The organism is Streptomyces sp. NBC_01142 (genome assembly GCF_026341125.1).
Taxonomy (GTDB): Bacteria; Actinomycetota; Actinomycetes; order Streptomycetales; family Streptomycetaceae; genus Streptomyces.
In genome coordinates this window covers 13,356-37,105 of record NZ_JAPEOR010000012.1, presented here as the reverse complement: position 1 = coordinate 37,105, position 23,750 = coordinate 13,356, and the positions used below count along the sequence as shown (strand labels likewise).

Here is a 23,750-nt window from a genome sequence, read left to right as displayed (position 1 = left end):
TGCCCCAGGACGCGAAGGACGTTGATTCGGTCGCGGTTTCACGATGGAGCAGGCCGAGGAGCGTGCGAGATGACCGATTCCCCCCACCCCTCCTCTGCGGAGATGCCGGCCGATCTCGTCTCTGAGGGGCCCGCCCCGCGCCCGTTCGCGTTCGCCACCGCTCTGGCCGCGAACCGCGAGGCGATCGGTCCTCTCCGTCACGACCTGGTGGACATGCTGCGGAAGTCGGGGCTCGGCCATCTCTCTGACGAGTTCGCGTTGGGGGCTCAGGAGCTCATGGCCAACGCGGTGGTGCATGGGTGCCGCCGCGTTCACGACGGCACGATCACGGTCTCGATGAGCTGCGACGGGCAGCGAATCAGGCTCAAGGTTCAGGACCCCTCGGACGAGCAGCCCCGCGTGCGCGCCGCTGCGGAGGACGAGATGAGTGGTCGCGGCATGCTCATCGTGCAGGCGTTCGCGGACCGTTGGGGTGTGGAAGCACCGTCAGACGGCGTCGGTAAATCGGTGTGGATGGAGATGTCCTGCACTCCGGCATCCGGCCAGGAGGCGGCATGAGCCTCAGCGGTCTCGTTCGTACAGGCTTCGGCCGACGCGTACCCGCCGAACTGTCACCGTTGCCCGGACGCTCGGTGGTGACGGCCGCCATGGAGACCATCGCCCTGGTGCTCGCCGAGACCGTCGTCGTGCCCGCGACGGAGCAAGATGCCTACGACCTGATGTCCAGGCTGCGTGACCATCACAGGCAGCTCGGCGAGGGCACGCCCGCAGCCGCTCCTGGGCTGGCGTCATTCCGCGTGACCGAAATCCTGCGTACATCGGGTGAACTGATCGATAGTCCTGTGCCGGGCGACCTGCTCAGGGCGCGTGATCACCTGCAGAGCGCCGCGACCGCGGTGAAAGAACTGCTCACCGCCATGGGCGCGGCCGGACTCATGTGCGTGCACCAACCCGAGTGTCCGCCCGCAGCGGCGCCGGACTTTCACAGTGCGCGCGTGCTGCTCTGTTGCCTGGCGACGGGTTACAGCCGCCTGTGCAACGGCGTCGTGCTGTTCGAGGACACCGGATTCCTCAAGCCGAATGGAGAGTTCGGCCCTCCGTCCCGGCCGCTGCCCCAGGTTGACGGGGAGGTGCTGAGCGCGTGAGCACACGTAGGGACTCCGCTCTCAAGGTTCCAGTGGCTCAGCTCCTCCCCCCGGAACAGGCCTACGACTACGAGTACTGGGCTCGGCGCTTGGTCGACTCCAGGTTGTTGCGTGGCGCGGTGGCAGTGGCTCTCTTCCGGGTCCCGCTGCTTGCCGTGCCCACGGGAGCTACGCGACGGGGCGGCCAGTTACACATGGTCGAAGAGGTCTTCGCTCGCCAAACCGCGGCCGCGTTGGACGGGCTCCCGGGATTCGCAGAGCTGTCACACAGGGGCCCGATCGTCGAATGGGGCGACAGGCCTTCAGCGTTCGGTCGACCGGGCGAGTGCCACGAGTTCTACGGTCTGCGTGATCCGGCCGGGGAGCTTGGTGGCCCCACGATGCCCCCTACTGGACACAGGGGGCACGGCTCGGAGACGGGACGCTGGCCTCCCTCCGCCGAGCAGCCGTCCGGCCGGATCCCGCCTCCTCGCGAGTCCGTGCCGGCCGTCGCAGCAGCGCTCCCTTAGCCCCGCGCGACGTCACGTCCCCGTTCTGGTGCCGCGCCGGCCTCCCCCGCTACGGCGCGGCACCAGGGCGGCCCTCACCAACCTGACGGTCACCACCGTCCTTACCGGAGAGCTGATGACTCCCCTACTGAGCACTCGCCACCCCTGGCGGCTGCAATTCGGCGAGGCCCCGCCGCCTTTCACACTGCCGCTTGAGCTCGATGTCGTACGCGTCAGCATGGGCCTCGGTATGGCCGCACTCGACGAGATGATCGACTGCGGGAACCGGGTCGGTCCCTTGCTGTGCTGCATGACTCACCGCCAGCTGCTCGTGCCGGTCACCTCCGGTACCGCCGACGTGTGGAGGGCCGCGCACTCGGCATGCGAGCCCGGGTCGTCACTTCAGTGCTCGCCCCAGGGGCCCCAGTTGCTCTGCCACAACCGTTTCTGGGTCGCGCCACCTCAATCGCTGACCTATCCGACCACTGACGCGGTCGTACTGCACGACAGCCTCAGCCTGATGCGTGCCCGGATGCGGAACGTCGGCCGGCAGCCGATGAGGCTTCGGACTCGGGAGATGTGCCATGTCTGATCACACAGCCGAGGTCTCGATGCCCTCCAGCCGGCGTCATCGCGCTCACGCCAGTGACAGCGTGGCCCTTCCGCCCGCGTTCGCGGGGAGCGTTCTCACGGGAGCGGTGGTGGCCGGTGGCTGGCTGCTCGATGGGTTCGAAGTACTGCCCACCCCGCTCGGCATCGCGACAGCTGTCGCCGCGGCCGCCTGCACGTTGTGGTGGACCGGAGCACGGTCACTTCGCGCGCGCCGCGGCCTGAGCCGGATGGGGGAAGTCCGGGGGGAGCGAGACGCCGCTCTTCAGGCTCTGAATGAGGTCGTCACCGCCATCGGTAGAGGCCGACAGCACGTCCGCTGGGCAGCGGAGCAAGCTGAGCAGGGCACCGCACACACCAACTTCTCGCCGGCCGCTGCCCCGTCACGCACCGGAAACCTGTGCGCTGACGCCGTTGTCCTGTTGGACGAGGCCTTCGACGAGGCGTGGAAGGCGGTGATGCTGGCCGCGGCCCGCCAGCACCAACACCTCAACGCGCAGGCGGAGCTCGCCGAGATCTTCAAGTCGATCTCGCCGCGTTTGCAGAGTCTGGTCAACCGCAGCATCACCGTCATCTCCGAGGTCGAGAGGGACATCGAGGATCCGGAGTTGATGGCCGAGCTGTTCCGGGTCGATCACCTGCTGACCCAAATCCGGCGCGCGGTCGAGAGCCTCGCTGTCCTGGGCGGTAACACCCCTCCCCGTGACAGCGCACCTGTGGTGCTGGCCACGGCGATCCGGCGCGCTGTCGCGGAGATCCCCGAGTATCACCGGGTGCGCGTGGCCTCGTCCCAGCACACAGCTGTCGCACTGCCGGGATACGTCAGCCCGAACGTGGTGCACCTGCTCGCTGCCCTGATGGAGAACGCGACCGGCTTCTCGAGTGACCGAGTGGAGGTCCACACCCATGAGGCCGCCGGCGGGATAGCCATCGAACTGCTCGACCGCGGCGCCGGCATGTCGCAGCAGAAGCGGGAATCACTCAACCGCCTGCTGGCCGCGCCGGAGAGCGAGGACCCTCGCGCCCGCCTGCGGGAAGGCAAGATCGGCCTCCTGGTCGCTGCCCTCCTCGCGAAACGGCACAAGATCACCATTCAGTTGGGGCCCAACATCGTCGGTGGGACCCAGGCCGTCGTGGTCCTCCCGAAAGAGCTGCTCGTCCCCGCCGACCGGCAGCACTCGCCTAAGCCCCCTCCTCAAAGGCCACGTCCTTCCGCGCACACGCCCGGCCCGGCGCGACGGGAGCACATGATGCCTCACCCGGACGACACCGCTGAGCTGCCCCGGCGCATCCGGCCTGCTCTGCAGGGCGAAAGCGCACCCGCGGCTTCTCCCGGTCAGAACGGAAGCCGACCGCAACTGCCCCGGCGTGGCGAGGCCGAGACGCGTATCCCGCCTCTGGTTCAGCAAGCACCGGCGGGACGCGCCACCGGCGGGCTGATGGCGAACTTCCGCTCTCGCAGACCGTCTGGAGACTCCCCCGAGTCTCCGCCACCCGCCGTTTGAGACGCCCCTCGTCCAGCCCACCCTCCATCCCTTACCAGGAGAAACCTATGCAAAGCGACGGCTTCCCGACCTCTGCCACGTCCGCCCGAGACCAGTTGAGCGGACTGCTCGCCGGGCTCCTCGACAAGGCACCCGGGACGACCCGCGCCCTCCTCGCTTCGGGTGACGGGCTGAAGCTGGCCTGGACCGAACAGCCGATCGACGATGCCGACAACCTCGCGGCCGTCATCTCCGGGCTGTACTCGCTCGGGCGCCAGCAGTTCAAGGACATGCCGGGCGGGATCCGTCAGGTCGTCGTCGAGCACGACGGCGGCAGCCTCTTCGTGATGAGCGCTGGCGCCGAGTTCACCGACAACAAGGCGGTGAACACCGTCCTGGCCGTTGTGGCCACGCCCGACGCGGATGCCGGCCAGGTCGGCTACGAGATGGAGACCTTCATCGGAGGCCTGGACGAGCACCTGGTCGTGGCGGCCCGGCCCAACTCGTTCAGCGGGCAGGGGCTGTGACGTGGAGGCCGGCGGATGGGCCGACAGCTCATTGGCGGACGTCCGTCCCTACACGATCACGGGAGGCCGCACCCGCTCGCACCACACGCTGCATCTCACCACCTGCCTGATCACCCGACCGGCCGCCCCCGGGACGGCCCACCCCAGTCCCGAGGGGGAGGCGCTGCTGCTGCACTGCAGCGGCGTCCCCCGCTCCGTTGCCGAACTCGCCGCCCGGACGTACCAGCCCGTGCAAGTGGTGAAGGTCCTGATCGGGGATCTCCTCGACTGCGACGCGTTGGCTCGGGCCAACCCCGTCGGCGCCGGAGCCGATCCCGACGTACACCTACTGGAGGCACTTCTTCATGGCCTACAAACTCGGCTCTGAGCCTGGGGGCGCGGCGCTCCCCGTGGCGGAGCTGAAGATCGTGGTTGCCGGCGGCTTCGGCGTCGGCAAGACCACGATGGTCGCCACAGTCAGCGAGATAGAGCCGCTGATGACGGAGGAAGTCCTTACCGACGCCGGCCGGGACATCGACGACCTGACCGGCGTGGCGGAGAAGACGACCACCACCGTGGCCATGGACTTCGGCCGGATCACGTTCGACGAGCCGCCCCGCCCCATGATTCTTTTCCTGTTCGGCACGCCAGGACAGGAGCGATTCTGGTTCGCCTGGCCCGACCTCTCGTACGGCGCGGTCGGCGCGGTGGTCCTGGCGGACACCCGGCGCCTTGAGGACTCTTTCGCCGCGGTCAGCTACTTCGAGCAGCTCAAGACGCCGTTCGTCGTCGCTGTCAACGAGTTCGACAACGCGTACCGCTACACGCCTGCCGAAGTGCGGCAGGCGCTCGAGCTCGACCCCGAAGTCCCGGTCCTCACCTGCGATGTCCGCAATCGCGCGTCCGCCATGACCGTTCTGATCCGCCTCGTGGAACACAGTCTCCGGCGCCGCCGTCACCTCACCTCTGGAGCCCTCGCATGACCTTCCCCACCGGTACCCCGCACGCGGGCACGCCGCAAACCGAACGGGACGCCGTGCTGCGCGCCCTCGGCCTGACCGGCCCCGAGCCGGAGCTCGACGCGTTCGCCACGCAGCTGGCCCAGGAGGCAGGCGTCCCCTACGCCATGGTCAACATCTTCGGGGCCGAGCAGCAGTTCTTCGGACTCCACACGCCCGGGGACGACAGCGAGCTGCCGACCGTCGGCCGCAGCATGCCCCTCGACCACGGGTTCTGCCCCGAGGTCGTCGACCGTAAGAAGGCCTTGGTCCTGCCGGACGTCTTCTCCTCGCCGCGGTTCGCCGGGAACACGGTCGTCGACCTGATCGGTATCCGGACCTACGCCGGCGCTCCCCTCCTGCACGGCGACACGGTGCTCGGCACCGTGTGCTTCGTGGGCCCGGTGGAGCGGGACCTGAGCACCGGGCGGGAGTCCCTCGCCCTGATCAAGCAGCGCCGCGACGACGTCATGAACTTCCTCTACCAGCGCGCCGGCATCCAGCCGTAGCCCGAACCCGCGCCGCCGCACGTCACGAGCGACTAACAGGGAGGGGAGCCCACAGTGTCCGATGCCTATCTCGAAGAGCGCCACCATCAACTCCGCGCACAGGTCCGTGCCTTCGCGGAGTCCAAGGTCGCACCGCGCGTGGCGGACATGGAGCGCACCGGCGCGGTGGAAACAGAGCTCGCGGCGGCCATCGCCCGGCAGGGGTGGATCGGCGTCACCGTCGACAAGTCCTACGGCGGCATGGGCGCCGGCCACCTCGCCAAGACCCTCATCATCGAGGAGCTGTCCAGGATCAGCGGCGCCATGGGCGCCATGGTCCAGGCCTCCCAACTCGGCGTCGCGAAGATCATCCACTTCGGCAGCGAACGGCAGAAGCGCGACTGGCTCCCCAAGATCGCCGAAGGGTCGTGCCTGCCGACCATCGCCGTCACCGAACCCGAAGCCGGCAGCCATGTGCTGGGCATGCAGATGACGGCACGTCGCGAGGGGCGTCACTACGTCCTCAACGGCCGCAAGATCTACATCGGCAACTCCCACATCGGGCACCTACACGGGGTCGTCGCCCGCACCGGCGAAGGCTCCAAGGGGCTCACCGCGTTCCTCGTCGAAGCGGACCGCCCCGGCCTGACCCTGCCCCCACCGGGCCAGACCCTCGGACTCCACGGCTTCAGCTTCGGCGAGCTGCACTTCAACGACTGCCGAATACCGGTCGGCAACCGCCTCGGCAGCGAGGGAGAGGGCCGGGACGTCGCCTACTCCTCCAGCGTCCTGTACGGGCGCCCCAACCTCACCGCGGTCGCCCTCGGCATCCACCAGGCGATCCTGGAACAGACCACGGCCTTCGCCAGCGAACGCGTCCGCTACGACAACCAGCTGCACCACCTGCCCAACATCAAGATCAAGATCGGGCAGATCCAGTCGCGCGTGATGACAGCCAGGCTCACCGCCTACCACGCCGCCCGCCTCCTGGACACCGGTGCGGCCTGCGACGCCGAGCTGATGAACGCCAAGCTGATCAACGTGGAACTGGCCTTGGACTCCGCCCGGGCCGCGATGGAGATCCACGCCGCAGCCGGACTGCTGGCCGACGTCCCCATCGGCCGCTACCTGCGCGACGCCCACCACATCTTCGCCCCCGCCGGCACCTCGGACATCCAACTGCTGCGCCTCGCCGAGGTCGCGCTCGGCCAGAGCAAGGGCCAGTGGTCGCAACGGCTCTCCGCCGTGCTCTCTCCCGGCCCGGCCCCCACTGCCCTGACCTGACACCGCTCGCAGCAAGCCGTCCCTGCCCGGGTCGAGTTGAGATCCCCTCGCCCGGCGGCCTTCCAGCCTCCCAGGAGAAGCACGTGCCGCACCTCGCCCTCCCCACCGCCGCACACAAGGCCCCCGCCGTTGACCGCGGGCGGGCGGAAACCCGGCTCTTCATCGCTCCCTATGCGGACGAATCCATCAGCGACGTCAAGGTCCTCTTCGACGCACACGGCCGAGTCCGCTACGCCGACGAGCGTCCCAGCGACCGGTGCGTCGACGGATACCTGTGGGAACGGTGGGAGGGAACACAGACCGGCGGACAGCGCTGGTCCGAGCACCACCCGCAACGGCAGCGGCACGTCATGAGACAGCCGCCCAGATGCGGCGGCTGCTCCGGCGGGGCGGACCTGAACGAACGCGGGATGCTCTGGCTGCTGAACGCCAACGCCGGCACCGAGCAACTGACCTTTCCACGCGACATCATCACGGCCACCCCTCCGATGTGCGTGCCGGATGCGCACCGAGCTCTGCGCTTCTGCCGCGTCCTGCGCGAGGGGTTCATCGCCGTTCGCGCCCGGGTGGCCGAGCCGATCGGCGTCAAAGGCACCGTCTACTCCCCGTCGGTGCCTCCCCAGGAGGACCAGCTCGTCCTGTTCGACGACAGCCGCATGGACCGAGTCGTCGCTCGTCAGGTGATCCTCAAGCTCTACGACGCCGAACAGGACACGACCACCCTCCCGACCGGCGACGGGGAGGGGCACGACCGCCTTCACCCTCACGCCGCACTGGTCGGCAGGCGCCATGGCTGAGCCGGACCAGGAACAGCAGACGGTCCGCCTCGGGCACGCCTGGCTGACCTACACACAGCGCCGTCCGCACACGGTTCTCACGCTCGGAGGCGAGTTCTTCGTCTACGAGGCGCCGAGCATGCGCACGCATCTGGCACAGGTGATCGGCGAAGACGACGGGGACCTGATCCTCGTGACGCGGGACGTCACGTACTTCGACTCGACCTGCATCGGCGCGCTGATCAGGTCGATGCAGCAGCTGGAACAGTCTCCCCAGCGCGCCCTCCGCATCGTCGACTCCGGCGTGATGGCCAAGATCCTGCGCCTGACCGGCCTGGCGAACGTGATCGACCTCCACGCGACGGTCGCCGACGCCCACCAGGCGGCCGGCACCACGGCGGCCGCGGCCCGCGCCGCGCCGGTCTGACCACGGCCCGCCGTCCGAGCCCGCGCACCGGGGCTCAGCACCACCCACCCGACATCACACCCCGGCACGCCCGGCCCGTCCCCCGTGGCCTGCGTGCACCCGCACCGAACGGAACTTCTATGTTGGCCACCCGGCGTATCGAGGACTTCGGACTCGTCAGCGACATGCAGACCGCCGCCCTGATCGGCAGCGACGGGACGGTCGAATGGGCCTGCTTGCCCCGCTTCGACTCCCCCGCGATCTTCGCGAACCTGCTCGGCGACGAGGACAACGGCTTCTGGCGCATCGGCCCGGCCGGAGAGACGAGCCCGGTGTCCACCGACCGCCGCTACCGCGAGGACACCCTCGTCCTCGAGACCCGGTGGGTCACCGGCTCGGGCATCGTGAAGGTCATCGACTTCATGCCGCCCCGGGAGGACGGCGCACCACAACTCGTCCGCATCGTCGAGGGGATGAGCGGCCGAGTGCCCATGGCCTCCCGGCTCCGGTTGCGTATGGACTACGGATCCGTCGTCCCCTGGGTGGAGACCTGGGGCGATCGCACCCAGGCCGTCGCCGGACCGAACGCTGTGTGGCTTGACACCACGGCTCCCACGTACGGCGAGGACCTGACGACCTGCTCCGACTTCACCGTCACCGAGGGAGAACGCGTCACCTTCACCCTCACCTGGCACCCCTCCCATCTGAGCCCGCCTCCTGCACCGGACGCCGAGGAGGCGTTGAAGGTGACGGAGGAGTTCTGGACGGACTGGGTGGGCCAGTGCATCTACGAGGGCCCGTACCGCGAGGCCGTGGTCCGCTCACTGATCACGCTGAAGGCGCTGACCTACGCCCCGACCGGCGGCATCGTCGCCGCCCCGACCACCTCCCTGCCCGAGGACCTGGGCGGCAGCCGCAACTGGGACTACCGGTTCTGCTGGCTGCGCGACGCCGCCATCGCCCTCTCCTCGCTGCTGCGCACCGGCTACCGGGCCGAGGCCCGTGACTGGGCGGGGTGGCTCGTCCGGGCAGTGGCCGGCGACCCGGAGAAGCTCCAGATCATGTACGGAATCGCCGGTGAACGCCAGCTCCCGGAGAGCGAGTTGGACTGGCTGGGCGGATACGAGGACTCCCGCCCGGTGCGCATCGGCAACGAAGCCGCGGGCCAACTCCAGCTGGACGTGTACGGCGAAGTCGCTGAAACCCTCCACCGCGCCCGCGAGGCCGGACTGCCCGCCGGCCCCGCCGACCACCTACAGGTCAAGCTGATCCACTCCCTGGAGCAGCACTGGATGGAGCCGGACGACGGGATCTGGGAAGGCCGTGGCCCGCGCCGCCACCATGTGCACTCCAAGGTCATGGCCTGGGTGGCCGTGGACCGCACGGTGCAGCTGATCGAGTCCGGAGCCGTGGACGGCCCGCTGGAGCGATGGAGGTCCCTGCGCGAGACGATCCACCGTGACGTCTGCGAGCGCGGCTTCGACGCGGAACGCAACACCTTCACCCAGTCCTACGGTTCCAAGGAGCTCGACGCCGCGACCCTGCTCATCCCGCAGATGGGCTTCCTGCCCCCGGACGACCCTCGGGTCATCGGCACGATCGAAGCCATCCAGCGCGACCTGACGACCCCCGACGGCTTCGTCCTGCGCTACGCCACCGCAGGTGACGAGGTAGGGACCGACGGCCTGAGCGGCGACGAGGGCGCCTTCCTCGCCTGCAGCTTCTGGCTCGCCGACGACCTCGCCATGATCGGACGTCTCGACGAAGCCCGTGAACTCTTCGAACGGCTCCTCGGGCTGCGCAACGACCTGGGACTGCTCGCCGAGGAGTTTGACTCCAAGCGCAAGCGCCAGGTCGGCAACTTTCCGCAGGCGTTCTCCCACGTCGGACTGCTGGACACGGCCCTCACCCTCGCGCGTACGTTCGCCGCGGTGGGGGTGGCGGCGTGAAGGTTCTCCCTCCGCTGAGCGGCGACCTCTGGTTACGCATATCCGTGGCGCTGGCGCGTCTTCTGCTCACCTGGCGGGCGCCGCTTCCGGGCTTCGGCGATGCCGGCCCGTTCGCCACCTTCATCACCCCCGCACGCCACGAGGCCCAGCACGGCCGCTGGGCCCGAGGGCTCCGGCCGTTCGGGGGCACGGCGTGAGGGCCATGACTCAGCCATCGTCCGCCGCCAACCGGCAACTGAGCTCGCTGCGACGGGTCCAGCTCGAGACGGCCCTGCGGAACGTCCAGGGGGAGAAGCGGTTCGGCCTCTACGTCCTCGTCAACCCCGAGCAGGATCCCGCTCCCCGCCTCGCTGTCGTGCAGGCCCTGGCCACCAGGCGGCAGTGGACCGTGGCAACCCGCGCCATCGATCACACGGGGCCCACCGACCCGGCCATGCGCCCTCAACTGGCGCGACTGCTCACTGCACTTCGGCAACGAGAGATCCACGGCATCGTCGCCGCCTCCCGAGTCGACATCAGCGACGACGACCAGGAGTACGAGGCGATGCTCCACCAACTGCGAGCCCTGCACGCCGGGCTCGCCCTCGCCTGCGAGGAAACCGTCCTGTGACATCACCGAGAACGCATGGAGCAGCGATGACGACGCAGGCCCCGAAGCCGAACCCACCCTCCAGCTCCCTAGATCTCCCCTCTATCGAGAAGGGCAAGAAGCTCACCGGGGCCGAGAGAGAAGACTTCGCGAAGAAGGTCGTGGCCGCCTATCGCACCCCGGATCGCAAAGTCACGATCCGCGAGATCTGCGAGACGACGAACCGGTCCTACGGCGCCATCCATTCCCTGCTGAGCGAGGCCGGGGCCACGAAGCGCGGCCGTAGGCCGACAGGTGCTTCCGGACCGGTGGCAAAGTGAGCGGGCCGCACGAGCCCGGGGCGAATCACGTCGCGTTCGCCAGCGAGCTGCTGAGCCGGGCAGAAGCCACCAGAGAGCAGTGGCGCACGCCCGGAGCCGAACGGGTCCGCATGACGCCGGAGGCCCTCGTGGTCGTCCAGCAGACCCAGCAGGACAACGCCGCCGGGCTGCACCGGATCGTGGAGCGCTTGGGACGGTGGCCGGGCCACAGCACCGTGGGTGAGAAGGCCTGCCAGGCGGCCGTGACTCTCGCGGTGCACTGCGACCACGACCCGGCCTTCCAGCAGAGGCTTCTGCGCCTACTCCAGACGGCCGTGCAATCCGGTGAAGCCACGAGCGCCCAGCTCGCTCACCTACACGACCGCTGTCTCGTCAACGCCGGGCAACCCCAGGTGTACGGCACCCAGCACTGGTACCGCGCCGACGGGGAGCTCGAAGCGCATCGGATCGCCGACCCCGCGCAGCTCGATACCCGCAGGGCCGGTGTCGGCCTGCCCCCGTACGCCGAGCAGGCCCGCCATCTGCGCGAGCGCCACGGGCCGCTCGGCTCCTTATCGATCTCCGCAACTGCGGAGCCCATCCCCCTGTCCGAAAGGCACGCGGCATGAACGCACCCACCATCACCGCGCTGAACTGGAATGTGGAGAAGGGCATCAACTGGGAGGAGGCCGCTTCCTGGGTCCAGCAGCAGGCCCCGGACATCCTCTTCCAGCAGGAGGTCCAGCCCGGACAGCTCGACGCCCAGGCCGAGCGCCTGGCCATGGACGGGTATATCGCCGTCCACCGGCCGGGCAGCAACAACGACAACGCCATCTTCCTCAAGCGCGGCGGCCCGCTCGCCTTCGTGGAGGAGTACGAGCAGAGCTGGGCACCGTGGCACGCCCCCGCCAACATCGCGGTGAAACTGCGCGACGACGACGGCACGCTCAGCCCCCGACAGATCAGCTGCGTCAGCGGGCACGCCTGCTACTGGTCCCCCGAGCACCGGCTGACCGAGGCGAAGTGGTGCTCCACGCTGGCCAAGCCCGGCTGGCTCGCCGTCCACTTCTGGGACTGGAACAGCTACCGCACCGGGGAAGGCGGCCCCTGGGACGGCTACACGGATCACGCCTTCGTGGCGAACCGCACCTACCACGAGTGCGGACGCCGCCACACCGACGACCGGCCGGACCGCGAGCTGCTCGCGGCCGGATATGTCGAGATGGCCCGCCACGCGGCGCAGCACCTTGACCAGCCCGACGCGCTGAACGCGTCCTCCGGCTACCGCGACCACCCCGGCCGACCGCCAGGCCCCACGTACTGCATCGACCGCGGATACCTCAGCGCGGAACTCGCCCCCGCCCTGACCCGCTTCACCGTCTGCGACACCCCCGACCTGCGTCGGCTGTCCGACCATCTGCCCCTGCGAGCCGAGTTCGACGTCGCGGAACTGCGCACGATCCTGCACCGGCCCGCCGCGACGTATCAGCCGCACGACAACCGGCGCGCCCCCGTACCCAAGTCCCCCGCCGGCGCGACGGCCTGACCGCCAACGCCCCACCCCCCGCTCTACGACGGACCACAAGGAGGACTCTTGCCCACACCTGCGGCGCTCGACGAGTACGACGAGCCGGTCGTGCGAATCATCACCCTCAACCTGGAGAAGGACGGCGGAGAAGACCACGAGAACGGGGAGCACCCGCGCAGGTGGCGGGCTGCCCACGAGGAGTTCCTCGCGCCCCGGCGCCCCGACGTGATCCTCCGCCAGGAAGCCACCTACAGCCACCTCCACGACCAGCGCCGTCTCCGCGCGGCAGAGGGCATCCTCGGGATGAGGGGCTTCCTCAGCCCGAACGGGTCGGGCCGCAACCCCACCGCCCTCTTCCTGCGCCCCGAGACTTTCCCGCAGGCTCAGCGGCTGGAGCAACTGCGGTACTGGCGGACGCCGCCCACCATCGTCGTCACCCAGCTCGCCGAGGTTCCGGAGGTCGACGTTGTTGTCACCTCGTGGCACGCCGCGTTCAACTCGCCCCGCGGCCGAGAGCGCGAAGCCGAGGAACTCACGGCGCTCGCCGACAAGATGAAGAAGGGGACGGCGTTCGTCGGCGGCGGGGACTGCAACGAGTATGTGCGACGTGAGGTCGCATTCTGACAGTGGAACATCTGCGTGAGAGCGATGTCCCCCGGCTTGTGACCTGGAGTCGGTCGGCAGCCTCGGGTGCGTTCCGGGTAACCAGAAGGTGCTAAGCCGAGGTGAAAAGTCCAAGGGCGAACGGGTCCACCGGGAGCTACAGGCGAGCCGAAGATGGGACGGGTGAACGAAAGTGAATCCTCGTAGTAAAGAGTCGTTATGCATAACCCGCGACAGTGGACAGCAAGCGGCGGGTATAAACCTGGGGCTTGAGAAGGCCCATGCGACTCCCGGTCGGTATTTGCTGGGAAGTAGGTCACCGCAGGTTCGGCTCAGAGAGGGCACCCACCCCCATCGCATCTGTGGAATGTGGAACACGGAAACCCCGTATAGGTCCGGGACTGGTCTCCCGGTAAGCCGGAGGTAACGAAGGCCCAACCCCTATGCGGGAACAGGATGCTCCAAGAAGCGAAGGCCGCCAGGGCGAAAGCCCAGGGGAAACGACAGGCGAACTGGACTCACCCAGCTGTCCATAACCCGGCGGATACCGGGCTCGTGTCCGGACCCGAAAGGGGGCTGACATGGAGCAGGTGGACCATGTGGAAGCGAAACGCCAGAAGCCATAACCGAGGCACAAGTTAGACGAGGAAGGAACGATGACAGGAAAATTGGGCGCCGTGCCCTCCGCGAACGGACCCGAGGACGTGACAACCGATGCCGAGTTCTGGTCGACTATCGACTGGCGCACGGAAGAGGAGCACGTACGGCGACTGCGCCAACGAATCTACAGGGCCAGCAGGCAAGGCGATCACAAGAGTGTTCGCAACCTTCAGAAGCTGATGATGCGGTCCCGCGCCAACACCCTGACCAGTGTCAAGCGGGTATCTCAGATCAGCACCGGTAAGAAAACGGCGGGCATTGACGGGGTGACAGCCCTCACCCCGACCGCGCGAGGTCGAATGGCGAGAGATATACTCGCCAAACCGGCTCTCTCCGCGAAGCCCGTCAAGCGTGTGCTCATTCCGAAAGCCAACGGGAAGATGCGCCCGCTCGGAATCCCCGTCCTGATGGATCGAGCCAACCAAGCCAGGGTCAAGAACGCTCTTGAACCGGAGTGGGAAGCAAAATTCGAGGGGCGGAGCTATGGGTTTCGACCCGGTCGCTCAACCCACGATGCGATCGAGATGATCTTCAAGCAGATCGGGAACAGGGCAGCTCGCAAGGTCTGGGTCCTCGATGCAGACCTCTCGGCCGCCTTCGATCGCATCAGCCATCAGCACCTCATGGATTCGATCGGCCTGTTTCCCGGCCGACGACAGATCCTCGGGTGGTTGAAGGCTGGCGTAATGGATGGGGCCACATTCGCTCACGCAGTGGAGGGCACGCCGCAAGGTGGTGTTATTTCTCCGCTGCTGCTAAATGTGGCCCTTCACGGAATGGGGGATGCCATCGGGGCCAACCGGCCTTTCAAGGGCCGGAAGGGTGCCCCGGTGCCGCCCGCACTGGTGAGGTACGCCGACGACTTCGTGGTGATGTGTACCTCGAAGGAGCAAGCGCACTCCCTCCGCGAAACATTGACCGCATGGCTTGAGCCCAGAGGTCTCGCGTTCAACAGCGAGAAGACCCGCGTCGTCCATGTCGATGACGGGTTTGACTTTCTGGGGTTCAACGTGCGTCGATACGGCGGGAAAACCCTCATCAAGCCGAGTCGAGACGCCATCGAACGGGCAAAGGAACGGATCAGAACTGTAATCCGAAAGGGCAGGGGAGCCCCGGTCGAGAGACTGGTGGCGACGCTCAACCCTTACGTACGCGGCTGGTCCACCTACTACCGTCACGTGGTGTCTTCGGAAGTGTTCAGCACGCTCGACTACTTCATGTACCACGCCCTGCAAAGCTGGACGCGCAGGTCGCATTCCAACAAAACCCTCGGGTGGATTAGGAAACGGTACTGGGGGATGTTCGCGCCGGGCCGCACGGACAAGTGGGTATTTGGCTCTCCGGATAGGTACCTACAGAAGTTCGCATGGACCCGGATCGAGCGTCATGTCTTGGTCGCCGGGGAGAATTCCCCCGACGACTCGACGCTAGAAGAGTATTGGGCACATCGTCGCCGGAAGCGGATGCCGCAAACCGAGTCCAAACGGATTCTCTCGCTGGCAGCCCGTCAGAAGGGGCTCTGCACCAGGTGTGGACGAGACCTTATCGAAGGGGCGGATTACGACCCCGATGATGTGAGGGACTGGGCCAGGTGGTTCACAGCGAATCTACGGGGCATCAACGTCCATCACACGGTCTACCGGAGTCAGGGCGGCGGTAACCGCTCTGACAACCTGGAAGTGATTCACACGCAATGTCACCGGCAGATTCATGCCGGCGACTACCGGAAGGGAATACGCCATGCTGGCCATAAGTCTGCTTGAGCCGTGTGCGTCGAAAGGCGCTTGCACGGTTCTGAGGGGGGCGGGATGCAGTAATGCATCCCGCCTACCCGACCCCCTTGCCCATGGCGAGACGGTCGCGCACGTCGACTGGGCGAGCCCGGACGTCACGGACCGGGTCCACATCCGGCACCGCACCAACGCCGGGCCCGGTGGGACCCGCGTCAGTTGCACGTACCTCGACGACACCCTGCTGGGATGTGGTCTGCACGATCCAGCCCGATACGCCGCCCACGAGCTGGGGATGGCCGACGCGCTGGATTCGACCGCCGGACACGCAGCCGAAGGCCAGGGCGGCGGGCGACGCATCGACCGGATCTACCTCGACCCCTGGATGGTGCAGGCGGTCCTCGCGGTACGCGTTCTGGACACCACGGGGCTTTCGGACCATCACGCGGTCGAGGTCGTTCTGTCGCGCCGCAAGTTGGCTGAGGCCCTTCGGCGTGAGTTCACCTCGCTCCCTCCGAGCTCGGCTCTTACCCACTCCGCAAACGCGGGCGCCCCGTCAATTACCAGCCCGGAAGGGATGACTCCCGCATGAGCACCGCACCCCTGACCCTGCTCAGCTGGAATTTCGAGAACAACGGCAAGAAGGACCCGGCGCGACGGCAGGCCGGTGACGAGCTGCTGAAATCGCTCAACCCCGACCTCGTCTTCCGCCAGGAGCTCTGGGACGCCGACGAGAACGGCCGCACGGTCTTCAACGCACAGGCCCGCGCGCTCGGCATGCACGGCGAACTCGGCGACGGCTCCTGCACCGCCGTGTTCATCAACCCCGGGCGGTTCTCCGTCGTCCGGGACTGGACGCAGAGCCGGGGCCCCCAATTCGTACTGCCGCCGACCGCCCTCACCCTCCGCTACGAGGAAGCCGGCCCCGACGCACTCCCCTTCATCGCGGTGTCCTACCACCTCAACTACGCCAGCCCCGCCCAGCGCCTGCTGGAAGCCGAGTGGCTGACCACCTGGGCCGACAAAGGGTGGACCACACCCGACGGCACGCGCGTCACCCTGCCCGCGGTCTTCGCCGGGGACAACAACTCTTTCCCGGTCCCCGGCGCCGACGGGGACCCGGCGCTGCCGGAACTGCTCGCCATCAAGAACGCTCCGCACCGCCTCCACCGCTCCTATCCCGGCCCGGACGGCGCCCGCGTGCCGGACACCCGCCCCGACGCCGCTCTGCGCACGGCGGGACTCGAGGACGTGGCCCGCTACTGGGCAGCCACCCAGAACGGCACCCCGGCCGCAGTCTCCCGCACCGTGAACGCCTGCGACACCCACGGGCCCGACAGCCGGATCGACCGCGCCTACGCCACCCCCGAATTGCTGCCCGCGGTGGACGAGGTCGACGTGATCGAGGTCGACGCCGACCTGTCCGACCACCACATCCTGCGGATCCGGATGAACGCCGGACGCCTCGTAGAGATCCTCAACCGCGCAGCAGCGTAGAACGCCCGCCAGGCCACGCATCCGGCTCACGTGAGCAGCCCCTTCGGGCCGGATGCGTGGCCGTGGGGCACCTCGCATCACCACCACAGGAGTGACCTTGCTGGACAAGACCGCTACCCCCGAGAAACGCCCCTTGGCCGGAGTCGCCGCGGCGCTGGGCGTGTTGGACGGATGGCGCGCTATGAGCTGGGCGGACGTGGCCGAAGCTGCCGGCCGCATCGCGCACCTTCTGTGGGACGACTGGAGCCGGTCCGGCGCGTTCGAGTCCCTCGCGGCGCACGACCAGGCCGCGGTCCTCCACGCCCTGGCCGTCGGACGGCGGGTGCACTCCGAGCCGCGCAGCCGCCTGGGGCCCGACTTCTGGCAGTCCCGCGTGGACGAATTTCGCACCGAGGCGGCCTACTCCGCGGCCCTACGGGGCGACCTCCAGGGCAGCACCAGCCTGATCACCGACAGATCTCGGGAGGCGATCGAGGCAGTGCACCAGTGGCAGCGGCTCCGCGCGCTTCCCTCCGCCTGGCAGGACGAGGTCCTCGAAAGGCTGTCGCCGGACCGGAGATACAGCTGGCGAGCCGATACCTCTCCCGCGCTCCCCTCGCTTGATGAGGCTCTGCGCCACGCTGAGGCCGCCGTCTCCAACGGCACGCTTCCGGTGCCGGGCGACGACCGATGGCTGCTGGCCGGCGTGCGAGGACAAGACCTCGTGAGCCGCCTTTCCCGTCTTCCGGAGGGGTGGCAGACCGAGGCGGTGCGGCGGATGGCCGACGGTGTCACCCCGCTGACCTCGGTCTCCGACGCTGCGCAGTCCATCAACATCGTGCGGGTCTTCGGCGTCTACATCGCCTGGAACGCCGCTTCCCCGTCTCACACGTCCAGGCCCGCGCCGCGCGCCTGATCTCTCTCGTGCCGCTACGTCACTAGATCCCGTCGGAGCCCGTCATGGTCGGTCCCTCATTCGAGCAGCCGCCAGCCCTCACCTCTCGCAGAGCCAAGGCCGCGCGCACGCCGGTCAGCGGCACGCCGAAGGCGCCCACGCGCCAGAGGATCAAGCTGCCCAATCGCTTGCTGGAGGACGCCGTCCAGCGTTCGGGCATGTCGTACAACGAGGTGGCAGCAGCGGTCCGGGAGATGGCGGCGGCCGAAGGGCAGCACCATGTGGCAACCGACCGGACTCGGGTGGGGCACTGGATCAACGACGGAGGCCAGCCGCAGGACCCCGTGCCCCGGTACCTGGCAGCGATCTTCACCAACGCCCTGGGCCTCACCCGGCCGTTGACCCCTGCGGACCTCGGTTTCAAGGACGCCATCGGCGAGGCGGCGGCACCCACTGAGCCCGCGATCCCGACTCCGGTCCTTACGGCGTTGGGGGCCACGCCCGAGGAAGCGCGCGCCTACGCGCGGACGGCAACCATCACCGATCTGAAGCCTGGGGACCTCGAGGACCTCGAGCTGTCCATACATCAGCTCGCCGCGAGTTACTCGTCCAAGGCCCTGGACGAACTGTGGGTGGAGGTGGACCGATGCCGGAAGCGGGCCCACAGCCTCCTCACGCACTGCCGGCACACGCTGCGGGAAGGCCGCGATCTGACCCGGCACGCCGGGATGCTGTCGATCATCCTCGCCTGGATCGCGCACGACCTCGGGGAGGACGACCTGGTGCAGGCCTACTGCGACGACGCCTGGGCTCAGGGGATGGAGGCCGACGCGCTCGACGTGTGCGCTTGGTCCGAGGACGTACGGTGCACCCACGCCCTGTACGCCGGGCGCCCCTACGATGCCTTCGCGGCCGCGGCACGCGGGCTGTCCGTAGCACCGCCGGGAGCCCGCATCGCGCTGCGCCTCACCGCTCAACTGGCGCGCGTCAACGCCCGGCTGAACAACCGCTCGGCCTTCACCGATGTCATGGCCCGAGTCCGCCCTCACAGCGAGCAGTTGCCCCTTCACCGCAGCGGCCTGTTCGGTCTCGACGCCGCCGTTCTCGCCTCCTACGAAGCCTCCTCACGCATCTGGCTCGGCGACCACCAGGAAGCGATCACCGCTGCCCAGACAGCCATCGAGTACTACCGGGCGATGCCACGCCCTCAGCTGGCACCGACCCGGCTGGCCATCGCCCACCTCGATCTGGCACTTGCTCACACAGCTCTCGGCGATCCGGACCAAGCCGTGGCCGCCGCTTGCCAGGCCCTCGCCAGCAACCGCATCGTCGACTCCGTGCGGCGGCGCAGCGAGCACCTGGAACACCGACTGCTACTGCGCTACCCCGAGTTGCGCACCGTGCGCGACTTCAGCGAAGAACTCCACGACCAACTGTCGCGTGACACGGCCACGCCCCGCTCAGCATGAGTGGCGCAGCGCGTGGCGCGGGGATCGCGACACCTGGCCCGCTGGTGGCGCTACAGCCCGCTGGGATCAACTGCTCGCGACGCCGGCGCCCAAGAGCGCGGCGCCTCACACACGTCAACGGCCTTGGTCGATCCGAGCGCCGTTCCAGAACCTAGGCCCGAGGGGTGGACGATGGCGGACGACAGCTCTGCCGCACCGAGTGAGTTCGCCGCTGTCGTCCGGCGGGCGTGGGCGCACAGCCTGAACGGCGGCCCCTTTGCCACCGACGACGACTTCTTCGCCTGCGGCGGTGATTCCCTCGCCGCTCTCGCAGCGGCAAGCGAAGTGGCCACGGCGACCGGTCTCGACGTGCCTGCGCTGTGGCTCTACGAGAACCCCCGCCTCGAAGACGCCGTACGGGCCCTGACTGCCGCCGCCGAAGGCGGCCTGGCCCCGATCGAGCCGCAGGAGCGGGCGGGGGCACACCCGCTGTCCTTCCAGCAGGAGGGGCTGCTGCGGGTGATGGACCACATCCGTGCGGGCCACCGCTACCACGTCGCCTACGCCATTGAGCTCCCGGACAGTGTCGACGAAGGACGGCTCGCGGCAGCCGTCACCCGTCTCGCGAGCCGACACCCTGCCCTGACAACTCGGATCACCGGCGCCGGCGAGCTCGCCCGGCAGGAGGTCGCCGGCGCCGCGGAGTTGGAGCTGAAGCCGTTGCGCGTTATGTGCCCGGACGACGCGGTGGCCGCCACGAAGCTGTGGGCGGCGGCGTCCGTGATCAATCTGGACGGGCCACTCGCCCGGTTCGCACTGATCGGCTCCGGATCGCAGCGTGTACTGGCGCTGGTCGCCCATCAGATGGTCATGGACCCCTGGTCGTGGGGCCTGCTCCTGCGCGACCTGGCTGTCCTCCACGACGATCCGGATGCCGGGGGCGGCCCCGCCCTGGCCTACTCCGACTACGCGCGCTGGCAACGCCAGCACCTGTCGGGCGCCGCGTACGAGCATCACCTCGGCCACTGGCGCCGCACAGCAGAGGGGTATCCCTCCGGCGGAGTGCCGCTACCCGGCCCGCGAGGCGACATCCCCGCCGCCGGACCGGCCGCGCGGCTCCCCCTTGCTGTCCCCGCCGAGCATGCCCAGGCGCTGCACACCGCCGGCCAGATGATGGGCGCTTCCCTCTTCGAGGTACTCCTGAGCCTGTTCCACGTCGCGGTCGGCCGGTGGGCCGGAACGTCGGACGTCCTGGTGGCCAGCGCCACGGCCAGCCGGACACGCCCCGGGAGCGAGAACATCGCCGGGTTCTTCGTCAACGGCCGCTTCACCCGCACCGCTCTGACAGAGCTGCGGACCTTCGGGGACCTGATCGGGCACGTCCGAGACCGCTGGCGCGCGGGAGACCCTCACCGCGAACTGCACCTGGAGAAGGTCCTGTTCGACCTCGGCCGCCCGGACATGGCGAACATCAAGTTCTCCGTCAACGCGATCCCGACGCTGACCGGCCTGACGCTGACCGGAGAGCCGCTGCGCTTGGTGTCCGTGCCGGGGGCCCGCAGTGCCCGACGGCACATCAGCGTCGGGCTAGCACCGGATGCCGGAGGCGGCCTGTCCGGAGCACTGACGTACCGCACGGACCTCCTCGTCCCGGCACAGGTCCGGGCGCTGGCGCAGGAGTTCTTGACGCTGTGCTCCTCCGCCGCCCACGCGCCTGCGACCGCCCTGATCACCCGCTAGTCCCCGAGCCGCGCCCTCCTTCTATCGCGCGGCATGACCTGCAGAGAAGGACATCAGGATGAAGGCGCTGGTACTGGCCGCCGGCCAAGGCAGCCGGCTCGGCCGGTGGACGCCCGCTCTGCCCAAACCCTTCGCTCCGGTGGCCAACCGACCGGTGCTCGCCTGGGTGCTGGACCACCTGGACACCGCAGCCGTCGAGGAAATCGGCGTCATCGTGCCCAGCAACTCCCTGGCCCTGTACGAGCAGGCCTTCGGCACGCGCACCGTCGCGGGCACCCCGGTGACCTGGCTTCCCGAGCACATGCCGCTGGGCACGGGTGGCTGCCTGCGCGATCAGGCAGCGTTCCTCGCCGGGACACCGGCCGTGATCGTGCCCGCGGACATCATCTCGGGAGTCGACTTGCGCGCCCTGATCGCCCATCACGCCCGGACGGGTGCGGCGGTGACGGTGGCGGCGGTGCCCCGGGACGGGCAGGTGTGGCAGGGAGATGTCCTGGTCCCGGATCCCGACGAGCCGGGGCGCGCTGCCGCGTACGCGTTCAAGCCGCGGCCCGGCCCCGGGACGCGACTGGGGTCCACCGGGGCGTGGCTCGTCGACCCGGCGGTCTTCCCCCACATACCCGAGGGCCGGTTCTGCGACTTCTCCAGCGGAGTACTCCCCCGCCTGACGGGGCTCGGGCTGCGGCTCGGACTGTTCGACGCCGGCGAAGGGGTGTACCTGCGCGACATCGGCACCCCGGCGAAGCTGCTGACCGGCAACCAGGAAGCCGTACGCGGGCTCACGGCCGCCGCCCCGCGCCCGCTGTCCGGCCCCGCCCCCCTCATAGGTGACGGCGCCGAAGTCGATGACCAGGTACTAATCGGGCCGGGGGCCCGGATCGGCGCCGGCGCGAGCGTCGTCGGCCCCTCCGTCATCGGGGCGAACGCCGAGCTCGGCGCCGGAGCGGTCGTGACGGCATCCGTCATCCTCCCCGGCGGGCGCGTCTCAGCCGGGGCCCGCATTGATGCGGAGGTCGTCGGGACGGGCGAGCAAGCCCTCCAGGCGCTGCTGGACTACGCCCCCTTCGGCGGCACACGGTGAGCGCCCGGGCACGTCTGACCGGCCGGCCGTGGCCGGGAGTCGCCGAGCAGATAGCCCACTGGTGCGCCACGACCCCGCTGGCACCCGCCGTCGTCCAAGGCAGCCGGACGTGGACCTACCGCGAACTCGAAGCCGCCGCCGGCGCCATCGCTACCGCCCTGCAGGCGCAGTTGCCCGGCCCCGGCCGGGTGGTCGCTGTGACGGGACCCCGCGGCTTCACGACCGTCGCGGCCTGGGTGGCGGTGCTGGCGACGCGGAGTGTGCTCCTGCCTGTCGACCCCGGACTGGCGTCCGCGCAGAGCGCGAGGATGGTGAGCCGGGCCGGCGCCGATCTTGTCCTCGCGCTCGACGGCGCCCGCGTCCCGACTGCGGATGGTGCGAGTGTCCTGCGGCTGGACAGTGGTCAACTCGGCCCCGGCGGACGGCTTCCCCTGGGGGAGCCGCCGCAGCCCGAGGAGCCGGGCTACGTGCTCTTCACCTCCGGCAGCACCGGTCAGCCCAAGGCCATCCTGGGCCGCCATCGCAGCCTCGCGCACTTCCTCACGTGGCTCCGGAACGCTCTCCACGTGCAGCCCTGCGACCGGATCGGGCATCTGGCCGGTGTGGGATTCGACGTCACCCTGCGCGAAGTCCTGCTTCCGCTGTCTGCGGGCGCCACCCTCTGCCTTCCGCCGCCCGCGCCCCTGCCGCCCGCCCAGGCCCTGGCATGGCTGGCCGACAACCGGATCACGCTGCTGCACGCGGTCCCCACCGTCGCCCGCGCCTGGCTCCATGCGAGCGACGACGGTATCCGGCTGCCGCTGCTGAGGGCGGTGCTGTTCAGCGGGGAGCCGCTCACCGACACCCTGGTCGCACGCTGGCGGACGCACCTGGACTACCGGGGCGAGATCGTCAACCAGTACGGGCCGACCGAGACCACCCTCATCCGGTGCTGGCACCGCGTCGAAGAAGACCCGGTGCCGGGCATCCAGCCGCTGGGCCGTCCGATCCCCGGCAGCGAGGCCTGGGCGGAGGACCCCCCGGGCGCACGGGTCCCGCCCGGCGCATCCGGCGAGATCGTGCTGCGCACCATGTACGGCACCAGCGGCTACCTCGGCGCCAGCGAAGAAGAAGACGCCCGGTTCGCCTTCGGCCCCGGCGGCGAGGTCATCTACCGCACCGGCGACCTCGGGCACCTGGACACCGACGGCACTCTGCACTTCCACGGGCGTCTGGACGACCAGGTCAAGATCTACGGCGTGCGAGTCCACCTGCACGCCGTCGAAGCCGTTCTCGAAGCGCAGCCTGGCATCCACCAGGCGGCCGTGACCGCCCAGGCGGACGCCGACGGCGGCGCGCCACGGCTGACCGCCCACCTTGTTCTCGCACCCGGATGCGACGCGATCCCCGGCGGACTACGCGCCGCCCTCCTCCAGCACCTCCCGGCGGCCGCCGTACCGGCCCGCTTCCTCACGGTCGACGCACTGCCCCGCACGAACTCCAGCGGCAAGCTCGACCGCTCCCGACTGACCAACCCGTCCCCGTCCGGCAGCTGACCGGACCCCTGTTGCGTACGTAGAAGAGGACTG

The 23,750-nt window shown here is 69.0% G+C and carries 27 protein-coding genes; all 27 read left to right on the top strand.

Translation table 11 applies throughout. The annotated features are described in order from the left end of the window. Nucleotides 1-69: 69 nt before the first annotated feature. The 27 genes from OG883_RS46530 to OG883_RS46400 all read left to right on the top strand — a co-directional run bounded on the left by OG883_RS46530 (nucleotide 70) and on the right by OG883_RS46400 (nucleotide 23,717). Nucleotides 70-558: an ATP-binding protein gene (locus tag OG883_RS46530; protein WP_266554963.1), complete on the top strand. Its 489-nt coding sequence runs from the start codon at nucleotides 70-72 to the stop codon at nucleotides 556-558. Nucleotides 559-935: 377 nt separating this feature from the next. Next, a complete protein-coding gene (locus tag OG883_RS46525) occupies nucleotides 936-1,145 on the top strand; it encodes a DUF5999 family protein (RefSeq protein ID WP_266554967.1) in 210 nt (69 codons plus the stop codon). Next, nucleotides 1,142-1,654, top strand: coding sequence for a DUF6302 family protein (locus tag OG883_RS46520; RefSeq protein WP_323181098.1), 513 nt, complete (start codon nucleotides 1,142-1,144; stop codon nucleotides 1,652-1,654). Before OG883_RS46525 ends, OG883_RS46520 begins: the two co-directional genes overlap by 4 nt. A 115-nt stretch (nucleotides 1,655-1,769) precedes the next feature. Next, nucleotides 1,770-2,225 (top strand): hypothetical protein, encoded by a 456-nt coding sequence (locus OG883_RS46515; RefSeq protein WP_266554961.1) that lies wholly within the window; start codon nucleotides 1,770-1,772, stop codon nucleotides 2,223-2,225. Next, nucleotides 2,218-3,747 (top strand): ATP-binding protein, encoded by a 1,530-nt coding sequence (locus tag OG883_RS46510; protein WP_266554959.1) that lies wholly within the window; start codon nucleotides 2,218-2,220, stop codon nucleotides 3,745-3,747. The genes OG883_RS46515 and OG883_RS46510 overlap by 8 nt, the downstream gene beginning before the upstream one ends. A gap of 47 nt (nucleotides 3,748-3,794) precedes the next feature. Beyond that, nucleotides 3,795-4,253, top strand: a complete 459-nt coding sequence (locus OG883_RS46505; protein ID WP_266554957.1) for a roadblock/LC7 domain-containing protein — start codon at nucleotides 3,795-3,797, stop codon at nucleotides 4,251-4,253. A gap of 1 nt (nucleotide 4,254) precedes the next feature. Then, on the top strand, nucleotides 4,255-4,620 hold the full coding sequence (locus OG883_RS46500) for a DUF742 domain-containing protein (protein ID WP_266554955.1): 366 nt from the start codon (nucleotides 4,255-4,257) through the stop codon (nucleotides 4,618-4,620). Further along, on the top strand, nucleotides 4,598-5,215 hold the full coding sequence (locus tag OG883_RS46495) for an ATP/GTP-binding protein (RefSeq protein WP_266554953.1): 618 nt from the start codon (nucleotides 4,598-4,600) through the stop codon (nucleotides 5,213-5,215). The genes OG883_RS46500 and OG883_RS46495 overlap by 23 nt, the downstream gene beginning before the upstream one ends. Then, nucleotides 5,212-5,739: a GAF domain-containing protein gene (locus OG883_RS46490; protein WP_266554951.1), complete on the top strand. Its 528-nt coding sequence runs from the start codon at nucleotides 5,212-5,214 to the stop codon at nucleotides 5,737-5,739. The genes OG883_RS46495 and OG883_RS46490 overlap by 4 nt, the downstream gene beginning before the upstream one ends. Nucleotides 5,740-5,793: 54 nt before the next feature. Continuing rightward, nucleotides 5,794-7,002, top strand: a complete 1,209-nt coding sequence (locus OG883_RS46485; RefSeq protein ID WP_266554949.1) for an acyl-CoA dehydrogenase family protein — start codon at nucleotides 5,794-5,796, stop codon at nucleotides 7,000-7,002. Nucleotides 7,003-7,085: 83 nt separating this feature from the next. Next, nucleotides 7,086-7,799, top strand: a complete 714-nt coding sequence (locus tag OG883_RS46480) for a hypothetical protein (RefSeq protein ID WP_266554947.1) — start codon at nucleotides 7,086-7,088, stop codon at nucleotides 7,797-7,799. After that, nucleotides 7,792-8,205, top strand: a complete 414-nt coding sequence (locus OG883_RS46475; RefSeq protein WP_266554945.1) for an STAS domain-containing protein — start codon at nucleotides 7,792-7,794, stop codon at nucleotides 8,203-8,205. The genes OG883_RS46480 and OG883_RS46475 overlap by 8 nt, the downstream gene beginning before the upstream one ends. Before the next feature lie 119 nt (nucleotides 8,206-8,324). Beyond that, the gene (locus tag OG883_RS46470) at nucleotides 8,325-10,133 is read left to right on the top strand and encodes a glycoside hydrolase family 15 protein (RefSeq protein ID WP_266554943.1); all 1,809 of its coding nucleotides are present in this window, start codon (nucleotides 8,325-8,327) and stop codon (nucleotides 10,131-10,133) included. Further along, on the top strand, nucleotides 10,130-10,330 hold the full coding sequence (locus tag OG883_RS46465; protein WP_266554941.1) for a hypothetical protein: 201 nt from the start codon (nucleotides 10,130-10,132) through the stop codon (nucleotides 10,328-10,330). Before OG883_RS46470 ends, OG883_RS46465 begins: the two co-directional genes overlap by 4 nt. A 5-nt stretch (nucleotides 10,331-10,335) precedes the next feature. After that, nucleotides 10,336-10,743, top strand: a complete 408-nt coding sequence (locus OG883_RS46460; protein ID WP_266554939.1) for a hypothetical protein — start codon at nucleotides 10,336-10,338, stop codon at nucleotides 10,741-10,743. 26 nt (nucleotides 10,744-10,769) lie between these two features. After that, entirely contained in the window at nucleotides 10,770-11,042 is a 273-nt protein-coding gene (locus OG883_RS46455; RefSeq protein ID WP_266554937.1) for a helix-turn-helix domain-containing protein, read from the top strand. Then, nucleotides 11,039-11,650, top strand: coding sequence for a DUF6624 domain-containing protein (locus tag OG883_RS46450; RefSeq protein ID WP_266554936.1), 612 nt, complete (start codon nucleotides 11,039-11,041; stop codon nucleotides 11,648-11,650). Before OG883_RS46455 ends, OG883_RS46450 begins: the two co-directional genes overlap by 4 nt. After that, entirely contained in the window at nucleotides 11,647-12,567 is a 921-nt protein-coding gene (locus OG883_RS46445) for a hypothetical protein (RefSeq protein WP_266554934.1), read from the top strand. The genes OG883_RS46450 and OG883_RS46445 overlap by 4 nt, the downstream gene beginning before the upstream one ends. A 48-nt stretch (nucleotides 12,568-12,615) precedes the next feature. Beyond that, nucleotides 12,616-13,173, top strand: a complete 558-nt coding sequence (locus OG883_RS46440) for an endonuclease/exonuclease/phosphatase family protein (RefSeq protein ID WP_266554932.1) — start codon at nucleotides 12,616-12,618, stop codon at nucleotides 13,171-13,173. A gap of 635 nt (nucleotides 13,174-13,808) precedes the next feature. Next, nucleotides 13,809-15,575 carry a group II intron reverse transcriptase/maturase gene (ltrA, locus tag OG883_RS46435; RefSeq protein WP_266554930.1) on the top strand — a complete coding sequence of 589 codons (1,767 nt, stop codon included), beginning with the start codon at nucleotides 13,809-13,811 and terminating at the stop codon, nucleotides 15,573-15,575. A gap of 262 nt (nucleotides 15,576-15,837) precedes the next feature. Further along, nucleotides 15,838-16,134, top strand: coding sequence for a hypothetical protein (locus tag OG883_RS46430; RefSeq protein ID WP_266554928.1), 297 nt, complete (start codon nucleotides 15,838-15,840; stop codon nucleotides 16,132-16,134). Beyond that, nucleotides 16,131-17,039 carry an endonuclease/exonuclease/phosphatase family protein gene (locus OG883_RS46425; protein WP_266554926.1) on the top strand — a complete coding sequence of 303 codons (909 nt, stop codon included), beginning with the start codon at nucleotides 16,131-16,133 and terminating at the stop codon, nucleotides 17,037-17,039. Before OG883_RS46430 ends, OG883_RS46425 begins: the two co-directional genes overlap by 4 nt. A 97-nt stretch (nucleotides 17,040-17,136) precedes the next feature. After that, the gene (locus OG883_RS46420) at nucleotides 17,137-17,934 is read left to right on the top strand and encodes a hypothetical protein (protein WP_266554924.1); all 798 of its coding nucleotides are present in this window, start codon (nucleotides 17,137-17,139) and stop codon (nucleotides 17,932-17,934) included. Nucleotides 17,935-17,978: 44 nt separating this feature from the next. Then, complete coding sequence (locus tag OG883_RS46415; RefSeq protein ID WP_266554922.1) at nucleotides 17,979-19,382, top strand: hypothetical protein; 1,404 nt, start codon at nucleotides 17,979-17,981, stop codon at nucleotides 19,380-19,382. 171 nt (nucleotides 19,383-19,553) lie between these two features. Beyond that, nucleotides 19,554-21,101 carry a condensation domain-containing protein gene (locus OG883_RS46410; protein WP_266554920.1) on the top strand — a complete coding sequence of 516 codons (1,548 nt, stop codon included), beginning with the start codon at nucleotides 19,554-19,556 and terminating at the stop codon, nucleotides 21,099-21,101. 58 nt (nucleotides 21,102-21,159) lie between these two features. Next, nucleotides 21,160-22,182 (top strand): NDP-sugar synthase, encoded by a 1,023-nt coding sequence (locus OG883_RS46405; RefSeq protein ID WP_266554918.1) that lies wholly within the window; start codon nucleotides 21,160-21,162, stop codon nucleotides 22,180-22,182. Then, nucleotides 22,179-23,717 (top strand): amino acid adenylation domain-containing protein, encoded by a 1,539-nt coding sequence (locus OG883_RS46400; RefSeq protein WP_266554916.1) that lies wholly within the window; start codon nucleotides 22,179-22,181, stop codon nucleotides 23,715-23,717. Before OG883_RS46405 ends, OG883_RS46400 begins: the two co-directional genes overlap by 4 nt. The last annotated feature ends 33 nt before the right edge of the window (nucleotides 23,718-23,750 follow it).

What these genes read in the sequence shown, in the direction of transcription:
- OG883_RS46530 (WP_266554963.1), top strand. Translation starts at nt 70, where the DNA reads ATGACCGATTCCCCCCACCCCTCCTCTGCGGAGATGCCGGCCGATCTC.
- OG883_RS46525 (WP_266554967.1), top strand. Translation starts at nt 936, where the DNA reads ATGTGCGTGCACCAACCCGAGTGTCCGCCCGCAGCGGCGCCGGACTTT.
- OG883_RS46515 (WP_266554961.1), top strand. Translation starts at nt 1,770, where the DNA reads ATGACTCCCCTACTGAGCACTCGCCACCCCTGGCGGCTGCAATTCGGC.
- OG883_RS46510 (WP_266554959.1), top strand. Translation starts at nt 2,218, where the DNA reads ATGTCTGATCACACAGCCGAGGTCTCGATGCCCTCCAGCCGGCGTCAT.
- OG883_RS46505 (WP_266554957.1), top strand. Translation starts at nt 3,795, where the DNA reads ATGCAAAGCGACGGCTTCCCGACCTCTGCCACGTCCGCCCGAGACCAG.
- OG883_RS46495 (WP_266554953.1), top strand. Translation starts at nt 4,598, where the DNA reads ATGGCCTACAAACTCGGCTCTGAGCCTGGGGGCGCGGCGCTCCCCGTG.
- OG883_RS46490 (WP_266554951.1), top strand. Translation starts at nt 5,212, where the DNA reads ATGACCTTCCCCACCGGTACCCCGCACGCGGGCACGCCGCAAACCGAA.
- OG883_RS46475 (WP_266554945.1), top strand. Translation starts at nt 7,792, where the DNA reads ATGGCTGAGCCGGACCAGGAACAGCAGACGGTCCGCCTCGGGCACGCC.
- OG883_RS46470 (WP_266554943.1), top strand. Translation starts at nt 8,325, where the DNA reads ATGTTGGCCACCCGGCGTATCGAGGACTTCGGACTCGTCAGCGACATG.
- OG883_RS46460 (WP_266554939.1), top strand. Translation starts at nt 10,336, where the DNA reads ATGACTCAGCCATCGTCCGCCGCCAACCGGCAACTGAGCTCGCTGCGA.
- OG883_RS46455 (WP_266554937.1), top strand. Translation starts at nt 10,770, where the DNA reads ATGACGACGCAGGCCCCGAAGCCGAACCCACCCTCCAGCTCCCTAGAT.
- OG883_RS46445 (WP_266554934.1), top strand. Translation starts at nt 11,647, where the DNA reads ATGAACGCACCCACCATCACCGCGCTGAACTGGAATGTGGAGAAGGGC.
- ltrA (WP_266554930.1), top strand. Translation starts at nt 13,809, where the DNA reads ATGACAGGAAAATTGGGCGCCGTGCCCTCCGCGAACGGACCCGAGGAC.
- OG883_RS46430 (WP_266554928.1), top strand. Translation starts at nt 15,838, where the DNA reads ATGGCCGACGCGCTGGATTCGACCGCCGGACACGCAGCCGAAGGCCAG.
- OG883_RS46425 (WP_266554926.1), top strand. Translation starts at nt 16,131, where the DNA reads ATGAGCACCGCACCCCTGACCCTGCTCAGCTGGAATTTCGAGAACAAC.
- OG883_RS46415 (WP_266554922.1), top strand. Translation starts at nt 17,979, where the DNA reads ATGGTCGGTCCCTCATTCGAGCAGCCGCCAGCCCTCACCTCTCGCAGA.
- OG883_RS46410 (WP_266554920.1), top strand. Translation starts at nt 19,554, where the DNA reads ATGGCGGACGACAGCTCTGCCGCACCGAGTGAGTTCGCCGCTGTCGTC.
- OG883_RS46405 (WP_266554918.1), top strand. Translation starts at nt 21,160, where the DNA reads ATGAAGGCGCTGGTACTGGCCGCCGGCCAAGGCAGCCGGCTCGGCCGG.